The sequence below is a fragment of the Nocardiopsis dassonvillei genome, from assembly GCF_964273065.1.
GTDB classification, from domain to species: domain Bacteria; phylum Actinomycetota; class Actinomycetes; order Streptosporangiales; family Streptosporangiaceae; genus Nocardiopsis; species Nocardiopsis dassonvillei_B.
Map to the genome: position 1 here is coordinate 2267648 of NZ_OZ186815.1, position 18838 is coordinate 2286485.

The 18838-nt window shown below is 73.1% G+C and carries 16 protein-coding genes; 7 read left to right on the forward strand and 9 right to left on the reverse strand.

The genetic code is table 11. The annotated features are described in order from the left end of the window. Positions 1 to 188: 188 nt before the first annotated feature. Positions 189 to 647 (forward strand): flavin reductase family protein, encoded by a 459-nt coding sequence (locus ACSUPR_RS10000; RefSeq protein WP_436891942.1) that lies wholly within the window; start codon positions 189 to 191, stop codon positions 645 to 647. A 228-nt stretch (positions 648 to 875) separates the two neighbouring features. Here the strand turns inward: ACSUPR_RS10000 and ACSUPR_RS10005 are convergent, their stop codons facing one another. The 6 genes from ACSUPR_RS10005 to ACSUPR_RS10030 all read right to left on the reverse strand — a co-directional run bounded on the left by ACSUPR_RS10005 (position 876) and on the right by ACSUPR_RS10030 (position 6052). Next, positions 876 to 1787, reverse strand: a complete 912-nt coding sequence (locus ACSUPR_RS10005; RefSeq protein ID WP_436890874.1) for an ABC transporter substrate-binding protein — start codon at positions 1785 to 1787, stop codon at positions 876 to 878. 44 nt (positions 1788 to 1831) lie between these two features. Then, the gene (locus ACSUPR_RS10010) at positions 1832 to 2512 is read right to left on the reverse strand and encodes an ABC transporter permease (protein WP_436890875.1); all 681 of its coding nucleotides are present in this window, start codon (positions 2510 to 2512) and stop codon (positions 1832 to 1834) included. 2 nt (positions 2513 to 2514) lie between these two features. Beyond that, positions 2515 to 3306 (reverse strand): ABC transporter permease, encoded by a 792-nt coding sequence (locus ACSUPR_RS10015; protein ID WP_436890876.1) that lies wholly within the window; start codon positions 3304 to 3306, stop codon positions 2515 to 2517. Then, positions 3303 to 4412: an ATP-binding cassette domain-containing protein gene (locus tag ACSUPR_RS10020; RefSeq protein WP_436890877.1), complete on the reverse strand. Its 1110-nt coding sequence runs from the start codon at positions 4410 to 4412 to the stop codon at positions 3303 to 3305. Before ACSUPR_RS10020 ends, ACSUPR_RS10015 begins: the two co-directional genes overlap by 4 nt. A gap of 204 nt (positions 4413 to 4616) precedes the next feature. Further along, positions 4617 to 5273 (reverse strand): HAD family hydrolase, encoded by a 657-nt coding sequence (locus tag ACSUPR_RS10025; RefSeq protein WP_436891943.1) that lies wholly within the window; start codon positions 5271 to 5273, stop codon positions 4617 to 4619. A 38-nt stretch (positions 5274 to 5311) separates the two neighbouring features. Continuing rightward, positions 5312 to 6052 carry an NUDIX hydrolase gene (locus ACSUPR_RS10030; RefSeq protein ID WP_436890878.1) on the reverse strand — a complete coding sequence of 247 codons (741 nt, stop codon included), beginning with the start codon at positions 6050 to 6052 and terminating at the stop codon, positions 5312 to 5314. Positions 6053 to 6186: 134 nt separating this feature from the next. Here ACSUPR_RS10030 and nadA point away from each other — a divergent pair, with 134 nt between their 5' ends. After that, positions 6187 to 7185 carry a quinolinate synthase NadA gene (nadA, locus tag ACSUPR_RS10035; protein ID WP_436890879.1) on the forward strand — a complete coding sequence of 333 codons (999 nt, stop codon included), beginning with the start codon at positions 6187 to 6189 and terminating at the stop codon, positions 7183 to 7185. 113 nt (positions 7186 to 7298) lie between these two features. Then, complete coding sequence (locus ACSUPR_RS10040) at positions 7299 to 8711, forward strand: sigma-70 family RNA polymerase sigma factor (RefSeq protein WP_436890880.1); 1413 nt, start codon at positions 7299 to 7301, stop codon at positions 8709 to 8711. A gap of 46 nt (positions 8712 to 8757) precedes the next feature. Here ACSUPR_RS10040 and ACSUPR_RS10045 read toward each other — a convergent pair whose 3' ends face one another. Continuing rightward, on the reverse strand, positions 8758 to 9375 hold the full coding sequence (locus tag ACSUPR_RS10045) for a TetR family transcriptional regulator (protein ID WP_436890881.1): 618 nt from the start codon (positions 9373 to 9375) through the stop codon (positions 8758 to 8760). A 384-nt stretch (positions 9376 to 9759) separates the two neighbouring features. Here ACSUPR_RS10045 and ACSUPR_RS10050 point away from each other — a divergent pair, with 384 nt between their 5' ends. The 4 genes from ACSUPR_RS10050 (at position 9760) to ACSUPR_RS10065 (ending at position 14101) form a co-directional block, all read left to right on the forward strand. Continuing rightward, positions 9760 to 10791, forward strand: coding sequence for an MBL fold metallo-hydrolase (locus ACSUPR_RS10050; RefSeq protein WP_436890882.1), 1032 nt, complete (start codon positions 9760 to 9762; stop codon positions 10789 to 10791). Positions 10792 to 10952: 161 nt separating this feature from the next. Next, positions 10953 to 12287, forward strand: a complete 1335-nt coding sequence (locus ACSUPR_RS10055; RefSeq protein WP_436890883.1) for a glycosyltransferase family 4 protein — start codon at positions 10953 to 10955, stop codon at positions 12285 to 12287. Between the two features lie 90 nt (positions 12288 to 12377). Beyond that, a complete protein-coding gene (locus ACSUPR_RS10060) occupies positions 12378 to 13043 on the forward strand; it encodes a class I SAM-dependent methyltransferase (protein ID WP_436891945.1) in 666 nt (221 codons plus the stop codon). Next, positions 13043 to 14101: a prenyltransferase gene (locus tag ACSUPR_RS10065; RefSeq protein ID WP_436890884.1), complete on the forward strand. Its 1059-nt coding sequence runs from the start codon at positions 13043 to 13045 to the stop codon at positions 14099 to 14101. The genes ACSUPR_RS10060 and ACSUPR_RS10065 overlap by 1 nt, the downstream gene beginning before the upstream one ends. 66 nt (positions 14102 to 14167) lie before the next feature. On the opposite strand, the gene ACSUPR_RS10070 is transcribed toward ACSUPR_RS10065, so the two are convergent. Beyond that, a complete protein-coding gene (locus ACSUPR_RS10070) occupies positions 14168 to 17245 on the reverse strand; it encodes a transglycosylase domain-containing protein (RefSeq protein ID WP_436890885.1) in 3078 nt (1025 codons plus the stop codon). Positions 17246 to 17507: 262 nt separating this feature from the next. Then, complete coding sequence (locus ACSUPR_RS10075; RefSeq protein ID WP_436890886.1) at positions 17508 to 18140, reverse strand: class I SAM-dependent methyltransferase; 633 nt, start codon at positions 18138 to 18140, stop codon at positions 17508 to 17510. Positions 18141 to 18838 lie beyond the last annotated feature (698 nt).

The following is an 18838-nucleotide window of genomic DNA, read 5'->3' on the forward strand; positions in this document are numbered from 1 at the left end:
CCGCCGCAGCGGGTACGGCGGGCGGCGCGGCCGTGTGCTCCGGGGATGGACGGCGCGGGAACGCGCCCGCGGGCGCCCGTGCCGCGGAACACGGCGGGGTGCGGCATGATCGGGCGACGGCTTCGAGGAGCGAGCGGGGGGATGACGAGGTGGGCGACCTGGTGGCGACCGGCCCGTACCTGGACGCGATGGGACTGCTGCCGGTCGGGGTCACGGTGGTGACCGTCGCCGACGGCCGGGACGACGTCGGGGCGACGGTGAGCGCCTTCGGGTCGGTGTCCGCCGATCCGCCGGTGGTCTCGGTGAGCGTGGACTCCGAGGGCTACATGGCCGAGGTGATCGGGGAGGCCGGCGCGTTCGCGGTCAGCGTGCTCGGCGGCGGCCAGACCGTGCTGGCGGGCCGCTTCTCCGCCGAGGGGCGGCCCAGCGCCCGGCTGCTGGTGTCCGGGCAGGACCACCACCGCGGGGAGCGCACCGGGGCGATCGTCCTGGACGAGGCCCTCGCGGCGTTCGAGTGCCGGGTGCGCCGGAGCGTGGAGGTGGGCGACCACACCGTGTTCTTCGCCGACGTCGTCGGCCTGCCCCGGGTGCGGGGCGCGGGCGCGGCCCTCGTGCGCCGGGCCGGGCGGTACCGGCCGGTCGACTGACCGCCCGGGCCGTGCCCGGACCGCGCGGTCCGGGCACGGCCCCGCGGGGCCCCAGGGCCTGTTTCTCGAGTGCCTCCCTGCTCCGCGGGGGTGTGAGGCGCCGGCGGGGTTCTGCAGGCCCGGAGGGGTGTCCGGGGAACGGGGACGTTCCCGTGGAGCCGAGGGTTCCCGCCCTCCGGGGGCGCCGAACGCGAACCGCAGCGGAGCGGAGGTCCGAAAGAACACGGCCTAGGCGAGCCCCTGCTCCTGGAGCCACTCCTGGGCGACGTCGGCCGCCTCGTCGTTGGCGATGATGATGCGCTCGTTGAGCGCCGTCAGCTCCTCGGTGGTCAGCGCCGCCGACACCGCGTTCAGCACGGCGCGGGCGTCCTCGTCCACCTGCTCGGAGTTGATCAGCGGGGTGATGTTCTGGGCGCCGAACAGGTTCTCGGGGTCCTCCAGGACCACGAAGCCCTGCGCCGCGATCTGCGGGTCGGTGGTGAACAGGTTCGCGGCCTGCACGTCCCCGTCCTGGAGCGCCTGCGGGATCAGCGCCGGGTCCAGGGCCCGGAACCCGCCGAACTCCACACCGTAGGTGTCGGCCAGGCCCGGCACGCCCTGGGGGCGGGTCTCGAACTCCGGCGGGGCACCCAGGTCCAGGTCCTCCGCGACCCCCGCCAGGTCGGCGATGCTCCCCAGGTCGTACTCCTGGGCGGTCTGCGGGGTGACCGTGATGGAGTCCTTGTTCTCCGCCTCGGACGACTCCAGGATCTCCAGCCCCTCGGGCAGCGCCTCGGTGATGGCGGCGTTGGTCTCCTCCGCCGTGCCCACCGGGGCCTGGTTGTCGAGGTAGGCCAGGATGCCCCCGTTGTACTCGGGGAACACCGACAGGCGCCCGGACTCGATCTGCGAGTAGTACACCTCCCGGCTGCCGATGTTGAGCTGGTACTCCACCTCGTACCCCTCGGCGGCCAGGGCGCGCCCGTAGATCTCGGCGAGCAGGGCGCTCTCGGGGAAGTCCGCCGATCCCACCACGACGGCCCCGGAGCCGCCTCCCTCGGCACCCCCTCCCCCGTTCTCCTCCTCGAAGGGGTCGCTGCCGCCGCAGGCGCTCAGCAGGAGCACCAGGGGGAGCCCGGCGAGGGCGATCCGTGTCTTCATCTGGGAAACCTTCTCTCTCTCGGCCCGCCCCTGCGGCGGGCCCCTCACCGCGCGGTCGCGGCCTGCGCGCGCAGTCCGGGGGCGACCAGCAGGCGCCGCGCCCCGGCGAACAAAAGGGTGGTGGCCACGGCCAGCGCCACCACCAGGACGGATCCACCCAGGATCATCGACAGGTTCTGCTGGGCCTGGCCGTCGACGATGTAGCGGCCCAGGCCGCCGACACCGACGTAGGCCGCGATCGTCGCCGTCGCCACGACCTGCACGGCCGCGGTGCGCAGCCCGATGAGGACGAGCGGCAGCGCCACCGGCAGCTCCAGGCGCAGCAGCACCTCGCGGCCGCGCATACCCATGCCGGTGGCGGCGTCGCGCAGCCCGGGGTCGACCGAGCGCACCCCCTCGTGGGTGTTCACCAGGATCGGCGGCACGGCCAGGGCCACCAGGGCGGCGATGACCGGGACCAAGCCGATCCCGGCGGCCAGCACGATGAGGAACAGCACCCCGATGGTGGGCAGCGCGCGGGCGAAGTTGGCCAGGCTCGCAGTCAGGAACCCGCCCACCCCCGTGTGACCGGTGAACAGGCCCACGGGCACGGCGACCAGCGCCGACAGCACCAGGGCCAGCAGCGAGTAGTACACGTGCTCGCCGAGCCGGGCGGGGATGCCCGCGGGCCCGCTCCAGCGGGCGGGGTCGGCGAACCAGGCGATGAGGCCGTCGAGGATCTCCACGGTCACCCCTTCCCCGGCGGCGCGGCCGCCGTCGTCTCCAGGGCCTGCGCCCCTCCGGGCCCCGCGGCGGCCAGGCGGCGGCGCACGGACCCGGTGCGCGGCCTGTCGCGGCGCGCCCACGGGGTGAGCAGCCGCTGGGCCAGCACCAGCAGGGCGTCGGTGGCGAGGGCCAGCAGCACCACGAGCACGATGCCCACGACGATGGGCGCGTCGAACTGGCGCCGGAACCCGTCGCTGAGGATGAGCCGCCCCAGGCCGCCCAGCCCCACCAGGGAGGCGACGCTAACCATGCTGATGGTGGCCACCGACGCCACCCGCAGCCCGGCGATGATGACGGGCAGCGCCACCGGCGTCTCCACCCGGACCAGGCGGCGCAGCGGACCGAAGCCCATCGCCACCGCCGCCTGGCGCACGTGGTCGGGCACCTGGTTCAGCCCGTCGACCACGTTGGGCAGCAGGATCACCAGCGTGTACAGGGCCAGCGGCACGATCGCCGTCCAGTCGCTGAACCCGGTGTAGGGAAGGATGAGGAAGAACAGGGCGATGGAGGGCACGGCGTAGAGCACGTTCACGCCGGTCAGCAGCGGCGGGTACAGCGCCTTCCAGCGCGCGCAGGCCAGGCCCAGCGGCACCGCCAGGGCCAGCCCGATGGCGATGGACGCGTACGACAGGCGGACGTGCTCCACCAGCCGGGGCCGGATGCCCCGGTCGGGCTCGCCGGGGTGGTGCCAGTTGGCCGCCGCCCAGTCCCACACGCCCCGGACCCACTCCAGGGCCTCGGCGGGGGCGCTCATTCGGTCACCGACCACAGGGCGGTGCCGAGCTCTTCCTGGGTGACCACGCCCAGGACCCGGCCGTCGCCGTCCACCCCGACCGCGCGTCCGGCGGGCGAGAGCACGGCGGAGTCGAGCGCGGCGCGCAGGGAATCGGTCTCGACCGTGAAGGTGTGCCCGTAGGGGACGGTGTCCAGCTCGCCCAGGCGGATGCCGGAGGGGACGTCGGCCAGGGAGCGGTCGGAGATCCAGCCCACGGGGGCCCGGTCGGCGTCGACCACCAGCAGCCAGGGCTGCTCGGCGGCGATGTGCCGCACGTCCTCGACCTTGAGGTCGTCCTCGCACACCACGTCGTCGCGCAGGGACAGGGTCCGGGCGGGGAAGAACGAGAGGCGGCGCACTCCCCGGTCGTGGCCGACGAACTCTTCGACGAACCCGTCGGCGGGGGCGGTGAGCAGCCGCTCGGGGCTGTCGTACTGGGCGAGTTCGCCGCCGGGGCGGAACACCGCGATGCGGTCGCCCAGGCGCACGGCCTCGTCGATGTCGTGGGTGACGAACACCACGGTCTTGCGCAGCTCCTGCTGCAGCCGCAGCAGCTCGTCCTGCAGGCCGGTGCGCACCACGGGGTCGACCGCGCTGAAGGGCTCGTCCATGAGCAGGACGGGCGGGTCGGCGGCCAGGGCGCGGGCGACCCCGACGCGCTGCTGCTGCCCGCCGGAGAGCTGGTGGGGCCAGCGGCGGCCCGTGGCGGGGTCGAGGCCGACGAGCTCCATGAGCTCGGCGGCGCGGGCGCGGGCGGCCCTCCTGGGGGTGCCCAGCAGCAGCGGCACGGTCGCGATGTTGTCCAGGACGGTGCGGTGCGGGAAGAGCCCGGCCTGCTGGATCACGTAGCCGATGCCGCGGCGCAGCAGGGCGGGGTCGCGGTCGCGGATGTCGACGCCGTCGATGCGCACCGTCCCCCGGGTGGGCTCGACCATGCGGTTGATCATCCGCAGGGACGTGGTCTTACCGCTGCCGGAGGGGCCGACGAAGACCGTGGTCTGCCCGGTCTCGACGGTGAGGTCGAGGTCGGCGACGGCGACGGTGCCGTCCGGGTAGTGCTTGGCGGCGCCCTCGAAGGTGATCATCGGAGTCTCCAGTCCGGGGCGGGGCTGATGGTACGGATGCGGCCCCTGGCGGAAGGGGGACCCGGGGGCGGACCGTTCGCACGGTACCCCTGTTCGAGTCCGCCAAACGACAGGGACCCGCACCGTGACCGGATCGACTTCAACCTACTTCTCCGACCGGATCAGGGGGATATCGGGGTGCGGGAAGGCCGGTCGGCCCGGCCCTCACGCCCGCGCCAGGGCCCACTCCGCGACGGCGTGCAGGTCGTCGGCGAGGAGGTCGGCCTGCGCCGCCTCGGGCGAGGCGGCGTGCCGGTACCCGTAGATCCCCCGGCGCAGCAGGGCCGTGGCCATACCCGCCGCCCGCGCGGGCAGGACGTCGTTGTCGACCCGGTCGCCCACGTAGAGGATCTCCCCGGCGGTGATCCCGGGACGGGTGAGGGAGGCCAGGTCCAGCACCCGGTCGAAGAACTCCGGCTGCGGCTTCTTCACGCCCCACAGGTCGGAGATCCCGATCCCGTCCACGCCCAGCCCCATCGCCTCCAGCGCCGGCCCGGCCTCGGGCGGCTGGTTGCCGGCGACGACCAGCGACAGGCCGCCCCGCCGCATGGCCTCGAAGGCGGGCCGCACGTCCGGGTACAGGTCCTTCTCGCCGAAGTGCTCGCGCTCTCCGTCGGGGTCCTGGGCCCGCCAGCGCTCGCTCTCGGCCGCCAGGTCGAAGCCGGGCACCATCAGGCGGAACCCGTCGGTGAGGGTTCCGCCCGAGGCCAGGACACCGCCGATGGTGCCGAAGAACGCCATGTGCGGGATCGCGAAGCGGTCCGCCCAGCGCGCGAAGATCCGCGTCTCGTCGACCAGCGTCTCGCCGACGTCGAACACCACGGTGCGAATAGCAGTACGAATAGCCACGTCCAGGGAGTCTACTTGTCGTCCGCCCCCTGCCCGGGCGGCCGCAGGACCGCGAAGGCGTCGGTGATCTGCAGGCTCAGCGCCCGGAACCGGAAGAGCGCGGCGGGCCGCCCGCCCGAGCGGCCCGAGGGCACCGAGCGGCCGGTCTCCTCGATCTGCCCCCGGCGCAGCAGCACCCGGCGCAGGTTGGTGGCGGCCACGTCGTGTCCCAGCGCGGCCCGGTAGTAGCCCGACAGCTCCGACATGGTGAACTCCGGCGGCGCCAGTGCGAACCCCACGTTGGTGTAGCTGAGCTTGGCGCGCAGCCGCCGGCGCCCGGACCGCACGATCGAGGCGTGGTCGAAGGCCATCGGCGGCAGGTCGCCCGCTGGGTGCCAGCGGGTGTCGTCGGGCACCACCGGGTCGATGTCGGCCGGGACCAGGCCCAGGTAGGCGGTGGCCAGGGTGCGCCGCTGGGGGTGGCGGTCGGGGTCGCTGCGCGTCTCCAGCTGCTCCAGGTGCGTCAGGTCGCGCACGTCGACCTTCTGGGCGAGCTGGCGGCGGATGGAGGCGCCCAGGCTCTCGTCGGCCCGCAGCCTGCCGCCGGGCAGCGCCCACTCCCCCTCGCAGGGCGGCAGCGCGCGGCGCCACAGCAGGACGCACAGCTCCCCGGAGCGGATCTGGAGAACGACGGCGAGCGCCTCGTGCGCCGAGAGGCCCGTGTCCTCGACCACGGCACCTCCTGCCTGTCCGTTTGTTTCCGGGATGTCCACCCTGTCCCTTCCGTTCCCCGACATGTTAAGCTGCATCAGGTTTGTGCCTGACAGACAAAAACCTGTCTCCCCGCACCGACCAGCCACGGCGCGGCGTCCACGCCCGCCCACAGCCTCAAGGAAGTAGTACGGACATGGCACCGGTCACCGCCTCGGCGGACACCATGACCAGGCAGGAATGGGCCACCGAGGTCCGCCGCCTGGCGCAGGAGCGCGATGCGGTCATCCTCGCGCACAACTACCAGCGCCCGGAAATCCAGGACGTGGCCCACCACACCGGCGACTCCCTGGCCCTGTCCCGCCTGGCCGCCACCGTCGACGCGAGCACCATCGTGTTCTGCGGCGTCCACTTCATGGCCGAGACCGCCAAGATCCTGGCCCCGGAGAAGACGATCCTGCTGCCCGATCCCGAGGCGGGCTGCTCCCTGGCGGACACCATCACCGCCGAGCAGGTGCGCGAGTGGAAGGCCGAGCACCCCGGCGCGGTCGTCGTCGCCTACGTCAACACCACCGCCGCGGTCAAGGCCGAGACCGACATCTGCTGCACCTCCTCCAACGCCGCCGACGTCATCCGGTCCATCCCCGAGGACCGGGAGATCCTGTTCCTGCCGGACCAGTTCCTGGGCGCCCACGTCAAGCGCGTCACCGGCCGCGAGAACATCCACATCTGGATGGGCGAGTGCCACGTCCACGCCGGCATCGACGGCCACACCCTGCGCCAGAGGGTCGAGTCCGAGCCCGACGCCGAGGTCTACGTGCACCCCGAGTGCGGCTGCGCCACCTCCGCCCTGTACCTCGTCGGCAGCGGCGCCGTCCCGCAGGACCGCGTCAAGGTCCTGTCCACCGGCGGGATGCTCACCGCCGCCGAGAAGACCACCGCCAAGAAGGTCCTCATCGCGACCGAGACAGGCATGCTGCACCAGCTGCGCAACGCCAACCCCGCGACCGAGTTCGAGGCGGTCAACTCGCGCGCCGAGTGCCACTACATGAAGATGATCGACGCCGACAAGCTGCTGAACTCGCTGCGCTTCGGCACCACGGAGATCACCGTGGACACCGCCACCGCGGACCGGGCCCGCCGCTCCGTCGAGCGCATGATCGCCATCGGCTCGCCCTCGCGCGGAGGCGAGTGACCGTCCCCGGCCCGGGGTGAGGTAACAGAAACCTCACCTTCACGCCACAGTCCCCGGATTCCCCGGCGCGGCACGGCTCCCCCCACTACCGTCTGCGGTGTGGGGGGAGAATCGTGACCAGAGGCAACGAAAGAGACGAACCGACTCAGGAGACGGTCGAGGCGCTCTACGACGCCTTCGCACCGGCGCTGTACCGGTACGCCTGGTCCCTGTTGGGCGGGGGCCCGGGGACGGAGGACGCCGTACACGACGGCCTGGTCGCCGCACGCACCCTGACCGGGCGCCCGGCCGACCCTGCCGAGCGCGCACCCTGGCTGTACGCCCTGGTCCGGGCCGCGGCCCGCCGCCGCGGCTTCGCCCAGGCGTGCCCCTACACCCGGCTGGCCACCGTGCCCGCCGAGGAGCCGGTCGCCCGCATGTTCTCCCGGCTCCCGGCCAGCCACCGCGAACTGGTCGAGCTCCACCTGCGCCACGCCCTGCCCGCCTCGGCGATCGCCCGCGTCCTGGGCCTGGACCCCGACCTGTGCACCGAGCTGGCCCGCTCCGCGATACGCCGCGCCGCCGACTGCCTGGCCGAGGCCCGCGACCCCGAGCACGCCGCCCGCGCCCGCGCACGCATCCCCGCCGACGAGGGCCCGCCCTCCCCGGCCGCCTGGCGCGCCAAGGTGGAGGAGGTCTCCACCGCCCTGGCCCTGCTGCGCCCGCCGGGACCGCCCCCCGGCCTGCGGGACCGGGTCGCGGCCACCTGCACCGACCCCGGCCTGGACGAGGAGCGCCGCCGCATCGCCGGGGAGATGCACCCGCTCACCTCCGAGGGCTACCCCCTGCACCGCTCCCGCGCCGCCGAGGACGCCGCCGACCCCGACGCCCCGGACCGGGAGGAGCAGGACGCGCAGGCGCCGCGCCCCGCCCGGGTCCTGCCCGGCGACCGGCTGAGCACCGCCGACCACCCCGTCCGGGAGGAGCACCGGGCACCGCTGCCCGCACCCGGGGGCGCCACCGGCGAAGAAGAGGAGGACGCCGCGCCCCGGAGCCCGCGCCGGGCGCTGCCCGTACTCGCCGGGCTGGCCACCGCCGTCCTGGCCGCGGCCCTGTGGGGCTGGGCGGGCACCGCGGAGGACCCCGCGACCGTCATCGGTACCGGCCCCGACGCATCCGACCACCCGGGATCGGCGCTCACCGGGGTCGAGACCGCCTCCACCGCCGCCGACACCCGGCCCGAGGCCGGGCCCACCGTCCCGGCGTCCCCGGTCCCCACCGCCCCCGCCTCGCCGCAGGCCGGGGAGGAGCCGCACGACGAGGCCCCCGCGAGCGACGAACCCCGGGAACCGGGCACCGCGCCCACCGCCCCGGCCGACCCCGGCGACCCGCCCCGCGAGCGGCCCTCCGAGGGGGGGTCGCCGCTGCCGCCCTCGCCCGTCCCCGGAGACGACGACGCCCCCGGCGGGGACCCCGACAACGGCGGGTCCGAGCGCGGAGGCGGTCTGCTCAGCGGTCTGCTGGGGCTGCTCCTGGGCGGCGGCTGACGCCCGCGGGCCGGGGCGCCCCCGGCGGGGGTTCAGGGGAGCACGGCTAGCAGTCGGTGAGGAGGCGCTCGGCGGTGACGTGCAGCCGCCGCTCGACCTCGTCCACGTCGCGGCGGCCCTTGAGGACCTCCACCAGCTCGAAGATCCACACGCTGGTCAGCGACCCGGCCAGCACGTACCCGACACCCGACCGGTCGATCTCGTCCTCCCCGGCGGCCCCGGCCGACCCTGCCTCCAGCGCGCCGGTGGCCACCCGCCAGACCAGGTCGGTGATGCGGGTGTCCAGCTCGATCTTGACCTCGGCCATGATGAGCGAGCGCACCAGCGCGTCGGCCAGCTCCGGCTCGCGCATCAGCCCCCGGGTGGCCCGCAGCAGCACGTCCACGGCCCGGCCGGCCGGGGTGTCGGCGGTGGGCGGACGGCGGACGATGCCGCCCTCCAGCAGGTCCAGCTCCTCGGTGACCACGGCCACGACGAGGTCCATCTTGGAGGGGAAGTAGCGGTAGAGGGTGCCCAGGGCGACCCCCGCCCGCTCGGCGACCGAGCGCATCTGCATCGCCTCCACGCCGCCCCGCACGGCCAGGGCCGCCGCCGTCTGCACGATGCGCTTACGGCGCTGGGTCTGACTTCGCGACATGGCTCCGATCGGCGCCTGCACCGCCACAGGATCTCTCCCATTCGTCATCGGTTGCGTGCGCCGACCGCTCGCCGCGACACCGAGAGGGCTACCAGGTGTGGCCGAAGCCCGCCTGGAGCACCGACCTTATGAGAACACGTTATCCAACCGCCTCCGGTTCGCGCAGCGGTTCCCTCCCATGATTCACGCCTCATTGACCGGCGTGGTAGCGGCCTTGCGGAAAGACCCCAGGGCTTTTGGGAACGCTGGTACAAGATTTATAGAATATGTTCTATTTCGCTCCGGACCGCTGCCCCGCCTCTCGCGGTCACCCTGGGTGCACCCCCTCCGCCGGACACCCGCCCGACCGCGCCCGGCGACCTCCCCCGCCCTAGAATCGAATCCGATTCTGTTTCCAGTGAGAGGCCGCCCATGCCCGAGACACCCCCCGTCGAGGACCTCGGAGACGGCGTGTGGAGCCTGCCGGTGCCCATCCCCGGCAACCCCCTCGTCTTCACCTACGTCTACGCCCTGACCGGCCCCGAAGGCCCCGTCCTCATCGACACCGGCTGGGACCACGACGACTCCTGGGAGGCCCTGGTCAAGGGCCTGGCCCGCATCGGACACAGCGTCGAGGACGTCCGCGGCGCCGTCCTCACCCACTTCCACCCCGACCACACCGGCCTCACCGGGCGACTGCGCGAAGCCTCCGACGCCTGGCTGGCCATGCACCCCGCCGACATCGCCCTCACCGAGCGCCTCCTCGCCCGCGACGACCACACCAGCCGGCACGAACCCGCCCACCAGATGCGCGCCGCCGGATTCCCCGAGGACGACATCGCCGAACTCCTGGCCGGCCCCCGCTACTCCACTCCCCCGGTCGTCCCCGACCTGCCCCTGGCCCACGGAGAACGCGTCGACCTGCCCGGCCGCGACCTGCGCGCCGTGTGGACCCCAGGCCACACGCCCGGCCACCTGTGCCTGCACCTGGCCGACGGAGGACGCCTCTTCACCGGCGACCACGTCCTGCCCCGCATCACCCCGCACATCGGCCAGTTCCCCCTCACCGCCGCCGACGGCGACCCCCTGGGCGACTTCCTCGCCTCCCAGCGGACCGTCCGCGACCTCCCCGGCGCCGACACCCTGGTGTGCCTTCCCTCACACGAACGCCGGTTCACCGGACTCGACACCCGCACCGCGGAGATCACGGACCACCACGAGGACCGCCTCGCCGAGATCCTCCGCCTGCTCCGCACCACCGGCCCCGCCACCCTGTGGGAGGTCTCCAGCGGACTCACCTGGCGCCGGCCCTGGGCCGACATGAGCGTCCGCTCCCGCCACATGGCCGCCGCCGAGACCGCCGCGCACCTGCGCCTGACCGAGCGGCGCGGCCTGACCACCCGCGCCGGCACCCCGGAACGGCCCCGCTGGGCCTCCGTCACCGGCCCTAACGCCCCGGCATAGGATCTCTGGCAACCGGCCCGGGAGGCCGACCCGAACACAACTGACGAGTAACATATGGGACGCCCGTACCCGCCACCGGTCCGACCCGCGCGCGACGCCCGGCGGCGACCACCCCGCCACCGCGGCGGCCGGGCCCCGCGACCCAACGAAGAGGTGGACTCTTGACCCAGTCGGGCAAAAGCACGGGACCGCACCCCGACCGCCCCCTGCGCGTCGCCCTGCTCTCCTACCGGAGCAAGCAGCACGTCGGCGGCCAGGGCGTGTACGTCCGCCACCTCTCCCGGGAACTGGCCGCACTGGGCCACCACGTCACCGTCTTCTCCGGCCAGCCCTACCCCGTCCTCGACGACGGCGTCACCCTGGAGAAGATCCCCTCCCTCGACCTCTACAACGACGCCGACCCCTTCGTCGCCCCGCCGCTGCGCGAGTGGCGCGACTGGATCGACGCCCTGGAGGTCGCCACCATGTGGACCGCCGGATTCCCCGAACCCCTCACCTTCTCCCTGCGCGCCAACCGCGAACTCCGCCGCCGCCTGGGCGAGTTCGACGTCGTCCACGACAACCAGACCCTCGGCTGGGGCCTGCTCGGCATCAAATCCGCCGGAATCCCCCTGGTCACCACCATCCACCACCCCATCAGCGTCGACCGCCGCATCGAGATCGACGAGGCGCGGGGGTGGCAGAAACTCTCCAAGCGCCGCTGGTACGGGTTCGTCAGGATGCAGGCCAGGGTCGCCCGCCGCCTCGACCCCATCCTGGTGCCCTCCCGGTCCTCCGCCGACGACATCACCCGCGAGTTCGGCGTCGCCCCCGAGGCCATGGAGGTCACCCCCCTGGGCGTCGACACCCGCTACTTCCACCCGCGTCCCGGAACCGCGCGCGTACCCGGCCGCATCGTCTGCACCGCCAGCGCCGACAGCCCCCTCAAGGGCGTCGCCACCCTGCTGCACGCCGCCGCCGAACTCGCCACCCGACGCGACGTCACCCTCACCATCGTCAGCAGACCCCGCCCCGGCGGACCCACGGACCGGCTGGTCGACGAACTCGGCCTGCGCGACCGGATCGAGTTCGTCAGCGGCATCGACGACGAAGCGCTGGCCCGACTCATCGCCACCGCCCAGGTCGCCGTCGTCCCGTCCTTCTACGAAGGCTTCTCCCTGCCCGCGGTGGAGGCCATGGCCTGCGCCACCCCGCTCATCGCCAGCCGCGCCGGGGCCCTGCCCGAGGTCGTCGGCACCGACGGCGACGCCGGCCGCCTCATCACCCCCGGCGACCCCGCCCTGCTGGCCGCCGAACTCGCCCGCCTCCTCGACGACGACGCCGAACGCGAGCGCATGGGCGCCGCAGCCTGGCGCCGCGTCCAGGAGCGCTTCACCTGGCGCGCGGTGGCCGAACTGACCGCCCGACGCTACGCGTCCACCATCGCGTCCGTCACGGGCCCGCGCCCCGCCGACGGCGACAGCAGCCCCGCCCCCGCCCGGGCCAACGGCGCCTGAACACCTTTTTCGCAGAACACGAGGGAGCCTCCACTGATCACCGTCGACTTCACCCTGTTCCCCGTCGGCCCGGGCGACCGCGTGCTCGACCTGGGCTGCGGCGGCGGCCGCCACGCCTTCGAGGTCTACCGCCGCGGCGCCGACACCGTCGCCTTCGACCAGAACGTCGAGGACCTGGCCACGGTCGAGACCATGTTCGCCGCCATGAAGGAGGAGGGCGAGGCCCCCGCCTCGGCCACCGCCGAGACCGTCAAGGGCGACGCCCTCGACATGCCCTTCGAGAACGCCTCCTTCGACCGCGTCATCGCGGCGGAGATCTTCGAGCACATCCCCCACGACACCGCCGCCATGAAGGAGCTGTACCGGGTCCTGCGGCCCGGCGGCATCGCCGCGGTGACCGTGCCCAGCTTCCTGCCCGAGCGCATCTGCTGGGCCCTCTCGGAGGAGTACCACACCAACGAGGGCGGCCACATCCGCATCTACACCCGCGCCGAACTCGAGGCCAAGCTCAAGGCCACCGGCTTCCAGATCGGCCCGCACCACCACGCGCACGCCCTGCACGCCCCCTACTGGTGGATCAAGTGCGCGGTCGGCACCGACAACAACGACCACCCGCTCGCCAAGGCCTACCACGAGCTGCTCGTCTGGGACATGTTCCAGGCCCCCAGGGTGACCCGGGTGGCCGAGCGCCTGCTCAACCCGGTCATCGGCAAGAGCGTCGTCGTGTACGTGCGCAAGCCGCTCGACGCCGCCTGATGTCCGTCGTCACCGCCCCGGACGACCTCACCCTGCAACTGCCCGGGGTCCTCGACTCCGGGCAGCTGCTGCGCTCCGCCGACTACCTGGCCCGCAGCCAGGAGGACAGCGGCGCCATCCCCTGGTACCCCGGCGGCCACACCGACGTGTGGGACCACGTCGAATGCGCCATGGCGCTCACCGTCACCGGCCGGTGGAGACCCGCTCACGCCGCGGCCGCCCGCCGCGCCTACCGCTGGCTGGCCCGCTCCCGCCACCCCGGCGGCGGCTGGCCCGCCAAGTTCCGCCAGGGCGCCCCCGCCACCGAACTGCGCGAGGCCAACCACGCCGCCTACCCGGCGGTCGGGCTGTTCCACCACCTGCTCGTCACCGGCGACACCGCCTTCGCCGAGGAGCTGTGGCCCGTCGTCGAGGAAGGCCTGGAGTTCGTCCTGGCCCTGCGCGGCGAACAGGGGGAGATCCTGTGGGCGCGCTCGGAGGACGGCTCCCCCGGCGACCACGCCCTGCTCACGGTGTGCGCCAGCGTCCACCACGCGCTGCGCTGCGGCGCCTCCCTGGCCGAGCGCCTGGAACGCCCCCGCCCCGAGTGGACCAAGGCCGCCGACCGGCTGGCCGGCCTCATCAACGACGACGAGGACCTGTTCGCCGACCGGGCCCGCTTCTCGATGGACTGGTTCTACCCCGTCCTGGGCGGCGCCGTCCGCGGCGACGCCGCCCACGACCGCCTGGCCCGGCGCTGGGACCGGTTCGTGGTCCCGGGCCTGGGCGTGCGCTGCGTCGACGACCAGCCCTGGGTGACCGCCGCCGAGACCTCCGAACTGGTCCTGGCCCTGGCCTCCCTGGGCCGGACCGAGGAGGGCACGCGCATCCTGCGCGAGGTACAGCACCTGCGCGACGGCGACGACGGCGTCTACTGGACCGGCTACCAGTTCGCCGAGCAGGTGCGCTGGCCGGTGGAGCGCAGCACCTGGACGACCGCCGCCGTGATCCTGGCCGTGGACGCCCTCACCGCCACCACCCCCGGATCGCAGGTCTTCCTGCACACTTGGGAGGACTGACCGAGCGAACGGCGAGGGGGCCGCGGACGACATGTCCGCGGCCCCCTGCCCGTTCCCGGCCCGACCTCAGTCCGAGGGGAAGGCCCTGCCCTCCTCCCGGCCCGGCGGGGTGACCTCGCCACTGCCGTCACCGGGGTCGCCCGGTCCCGGGAACTCCGGGATCTCCGGCATCTCGGGCACCTCCGGAACCTCCGGCACCTCGGGGACCTCGGGCGTACCCGGGTCCTCCGGGGTCTCCTCCGGAAGCTCCTCCTCCACCGGCTCCTCCGGCTGCTGGGTGGAGGGGTCCGGAGCCCAGTAGTGGGTGGACCCGGCGAACGCGGGCTCGGGGAACTCCTCGCGCTCGTAGCCCTCCATCGCCCGTTCCATGTAGTTGCGCCAGATCGGCGCCGCCACACCGCCACCGGAGATGTCGTACCCGGGGATGCTGAACGACTGGTTGTTCTCGTTGTAGACGCCCACCGCCGTGGACAGCTGCGGCGTGTACCCGACGAACCAGGCGGCGACGCTGTCCGAGGTGGTACCGGTCTTGCCCGCCACCGGGTGCGTCCAGAAGTTCGCGGAGGTACCGGTGCCGCCCTGGACGACCTGCTCCAGCGCGTAGGTGACGTCCGCGGCCGTCGACTCCTTGACCGCCTGCCGGGACTCCACCTCGGGCCGCACCTCCTCGCCCTCGGCGTTGAGGATCGACCTGATCACGTGCGTGTCGTTGTGGCGGCCGCCGTTGGCGAAGGTCGCGTACGCTCCCGCCTGGTCCAGGGGCGTCACCGTGGAGACCCCCAGCGCCAGGGTCGGCACCAGCTGGTGGTCCTCGATGCTGCCCTCGCGCAGGCCGATGTCGTACGCGGTGTCGCGCACGTTCTCGTACCCGACCTCCATGTTCAGCTCGACGAAGCCGAGGTTGTTGGAGACCCGGGTGGCCTGGATGAGGTCCATCGGGCCGCCGGGCGCGTTGCCCGCGTTCTGGATGCGCGAGCCCTGGATGTCCCTCGGCCCGCTGCCGTTCACGAAGCTGCGGAGGTTGTAGCCCTCCTCCAGCGCGGTCGCCAGCACGTACGGCTTGAACGCCGACCCGGCCTGCGCGCCGCCGAGGAGCGCGCTGTCGTACTGGTTCTCGGTGTAGTCGTGCCCGCCGTAGAACGCCAGCACCTCACCCGTGGCGGTGTCCACGGTCGCCAGGCCGATGTTGACGCCCTCCGGGATGGCCTCCTGCGGAATGGAGTCCTCCACCACCTGGTAGGCGGCGTCCATCATGTCCTGGTCGAACGTGGTGACGACGGTGTAGCCCTGCCGGTTGATCTGGTCCTCGGTGTAGCCCAGCTCCTGCAGCTCGCGCATCGCGGCCTCGTACATGTAGCCGCGGTAGCCGCTCAGGTCGTTCTCGGACCCCGGGTCGTACTCGATCGGGGCCGGGAACTCCATCCTGTCGGCCTCGGACTGCGTGATGGCACCCGTGGTCACCATGCCGTTGACGACGTAGCGCCAGCGCTGCTCCATCTCCGGCGTGGTGTTGACGTCGGCCTCACCGAACGGAGTCGGCTGCTGGATGGCGGCGGCCAGGAAGGCGGCCTCCTCCGGGGTCAGCTCGTTGACGTCCTTGTCGTAGTAGGCCTGCGCGGCGGCCTGGACACCGTAGGCCTGACGGCCGAAGTAGATGGTGTTGAGGTACTGCTCCATCACCCATTCTTTGGACTCGCTCTGGTCGACCTTGATGGAGATGATGATCTCCTGGATCTTCCGCGAGACGGTCTGCTCGAAGGAGACGCCCTCGTAGTAGTTGCGGACCATCTGCTGGGTGATGGTGGACCCGCCCTGGACCTGTCTACCGGTGACGGTCGACCACACGGCGCGGGTGGTGCCCCGCACGGAGACGCCCGGCTCGGTCCAGAACCCGCGGTCCTCCGCGGAGATGACGGCCTCCACGACGTGGTCGCCGCCCTCGGTCATCTCCTCGTAGGACACCGGGTCGCGGTCGGTGCCCCGGTAGGCGAACTCGGTCTCCCCGTCACCGAAGTAGAAGGTGGAGCCCTGCTCCACGGCGTCGGCCTTGGCCGCGTCGGGGACCTCGACGGTGGTGTAGAAGTACGCGAAGGCACCGCAGGCGATGATGACCATCAGCCCGGCGGCGATGAGGAAGGTGCGCAGGATCCGCCACCAGAGCGGCTTCTTGCGCTTGCCCTTCTTCTTGCCCTTGCCGGGACCGCTCCCGGCTGGACCTTCCGGTCCACCGGTGCCTCCCGGACCACCCGGGCCTCCCGGACCGGTGGGGCCGCCGGGACCCTGCGGCGGACGGCCGCCGGCGGAGGCGCCGACGTAGCTGGACAGCCGCTGGGGCTGCGGCCACAGCGCCTCGGCCTCGGCCGCGGACTCGGCCGGGCCCTCGGGCGTGGGCGCGGCACCGGCGGGCGGCACGGCGCCCGCCCCCTCCGGGCCCTCGTCGGGCGCGGGAACGTGTGTCCACGAGGCCGCCCCGGACTCGTTCCCCGCGCTCTGCGGTCCGTGGGCCACAGGACGCACGGCGTCCGGCGTCGGGGCCTCCCCGGCCGCGGCCGCACCGTCCGGGCCCTCGTCGGGCGCGGGAACGTGCGTCCACGAGGCCGCCCCGGACTCCTTCCCCGAGCCCTGCGGTCCGTGGGCCACAGGACTCACGGCGTCCGGCGTCCGGGCCTCCCCGGCCGCGGCCGCCGCACCGGCGTCCTCCACGGCGGCGGACAGCGTCCGGGCCTCTTCCCGAGGCTCCTCGCGCTCGGGCGTCTTTTCGGGCTCCTGGCCGGCGGGGGTTCCGGTCACCTGGGTTTCGGCCCCGGCGGCGGGCTCACCCGTGGACTCCGCCTCCCCCCTGCCCTCCGGGGAGTCGAAGCCCTGCTCCGCGAGCACCTGAGCGACACGCTCGCGGAAGAAGGTGCCGCTCGTCTTGAAAGTGATGGGTCCGGAATCGGACGCCGAACCGGCGCCCTCGCCACCACCGGTGGACGAGGCGCCACCGGCCGTGTCCTCTCCGGCGCCGGGCAGCTCCTCGGCAGAGGTGTCTTTGGTCTCCGGCGCGACGTCCTCGTCATGCTCGGGGCGCTGCCCATCCGCCCCGTTCGCGCCGTTCGTGCTCTCGCTCAGCTCCCCGCCCCCATGGCAAATCACGTCCGGCACCGTGCCGTCCTGGTGTTTGACGCGCAACTGCCCCGGATCGGTTCAGTGAAGTCGGGACCGAAGCGGTCTTTCGGGGGATAACGCCGCCATCGCTCCGCCCCTCCTCGACACGATACCGGGCCGTAACCATGTCAAGGCCGAATCCATAACCGGGTGGTGACTTCTTACCGAAGGCTTACCCAGCGTAGGTGTGTCCGAGGCCGCCCCCTGTCAGGCGCACCGGAGCGGCGGAGGAAACCCCGGGACGGAGCCCGGGGAGGCCTCAGGAGATCCGCTCCAGGACCCGCATCGAACCGACCGCGGCGACCTCCTTGAACCGGCCGGAGTCCAGGGCCCGCAGGTAGATGTTGTGGGGCGGACGCCCGCCGTCCTCGGGGTTCGGGAAGACGTCGTGGATGACCAGCGCACCGCCGGGGGCCACGTGCGGACTCCAGCCGGCGTAGTCGGCCTGCGCTGCCTCCTCACTGTGGCCGCCGTCGATGAACAGCATCCCCAGCGGAGTCCCCCACACCGAGGCCACGGCGGAGGACCGGCCCACCACGGCGACGACCTCGTCGTCCAGCCCCGCCCGGGTGATCGTCCGGCGGAAGTGCGGGAGGGTGTCGAACCTCCCGGTCTCCGCGTCGACGAGCGTCGCGTCATGGTACTCCCAGCCCTCCTGGTGCTCCTCGGAACCGCGGTGGTGGTCCACCGTGATGACCTTCACACCGGTGGCACGGGCGGCGGCGCCCAGGAAGATCGTGGACTTGCCGCAGTAGGTGCCGATCTCGACGATGGGCCCGACGGAGGCGTAACGCAGGGCGGTCTCGTACAGCGCGGTGCCCTCGTCGGTGGGCATGAAGCCTTTGGCCGCCTCGGCGGCGGACAGCAGGTCGGCGGGCATGGGAATCGTCATGGGTGAATTGTCCCACCGCCCACCCGCCACCTGCGACCTGCCGCCCCTGGGGCGAGGACGGGGGGTCTCCCGGCCCCGGCCCCAGGGCGCTGAGGGGGAAGGGGCGGAACCTCCGCCGCAGGGAGGTGGAAGGACGCGGGTGGGTTTCCCGGCCTGGATACAGGGGGTCGGGGAGGAGGGCTGTGGCTGGTGCCCGAGGGTTTCTCATCGGACTGGAGGGCTTGGCCCCAGGCCCTGAACCCTTGTGGGTGCCTCCGCCGCAGGGGGTGAAGGCCGCGGGAGGGTTTCCCGCCCCGGACACAGGGGGGCGAGGAAGAAGGAAACCGGGGTCCGCGCCGCAGAGGGGTTGTTGTCTTTTCCTGGGACCCTCGGCCACAGCCGGAGGGCATCGCTCGGGCCTCCGCCCCAGGGGGTGAAAGCCGCAGGAGGGCTCCCCGCCCCAGGCACAGGGGGGTTGGGGGAAGGAGACCCGGGAGCTCCGCCCCAGATGGTGACCCTCCTGGAAACCTCCAAGTCCGCCTACCCCCCTGGAGTGCGGGCCGAGGTTCTTCCCCGCTTTCACCCCCTGCGGTGCAGGTCCCGGTTCTCCCTCCCCCAACCCCCTGGGGTCAAGGCCGAGGCCCACCCTCCGGCTGTGGCCAAGGACCCCGGTCCGACGGGAAACCCCCTGAAGCCCGGGCCGAGGTTCTCCCACCCCC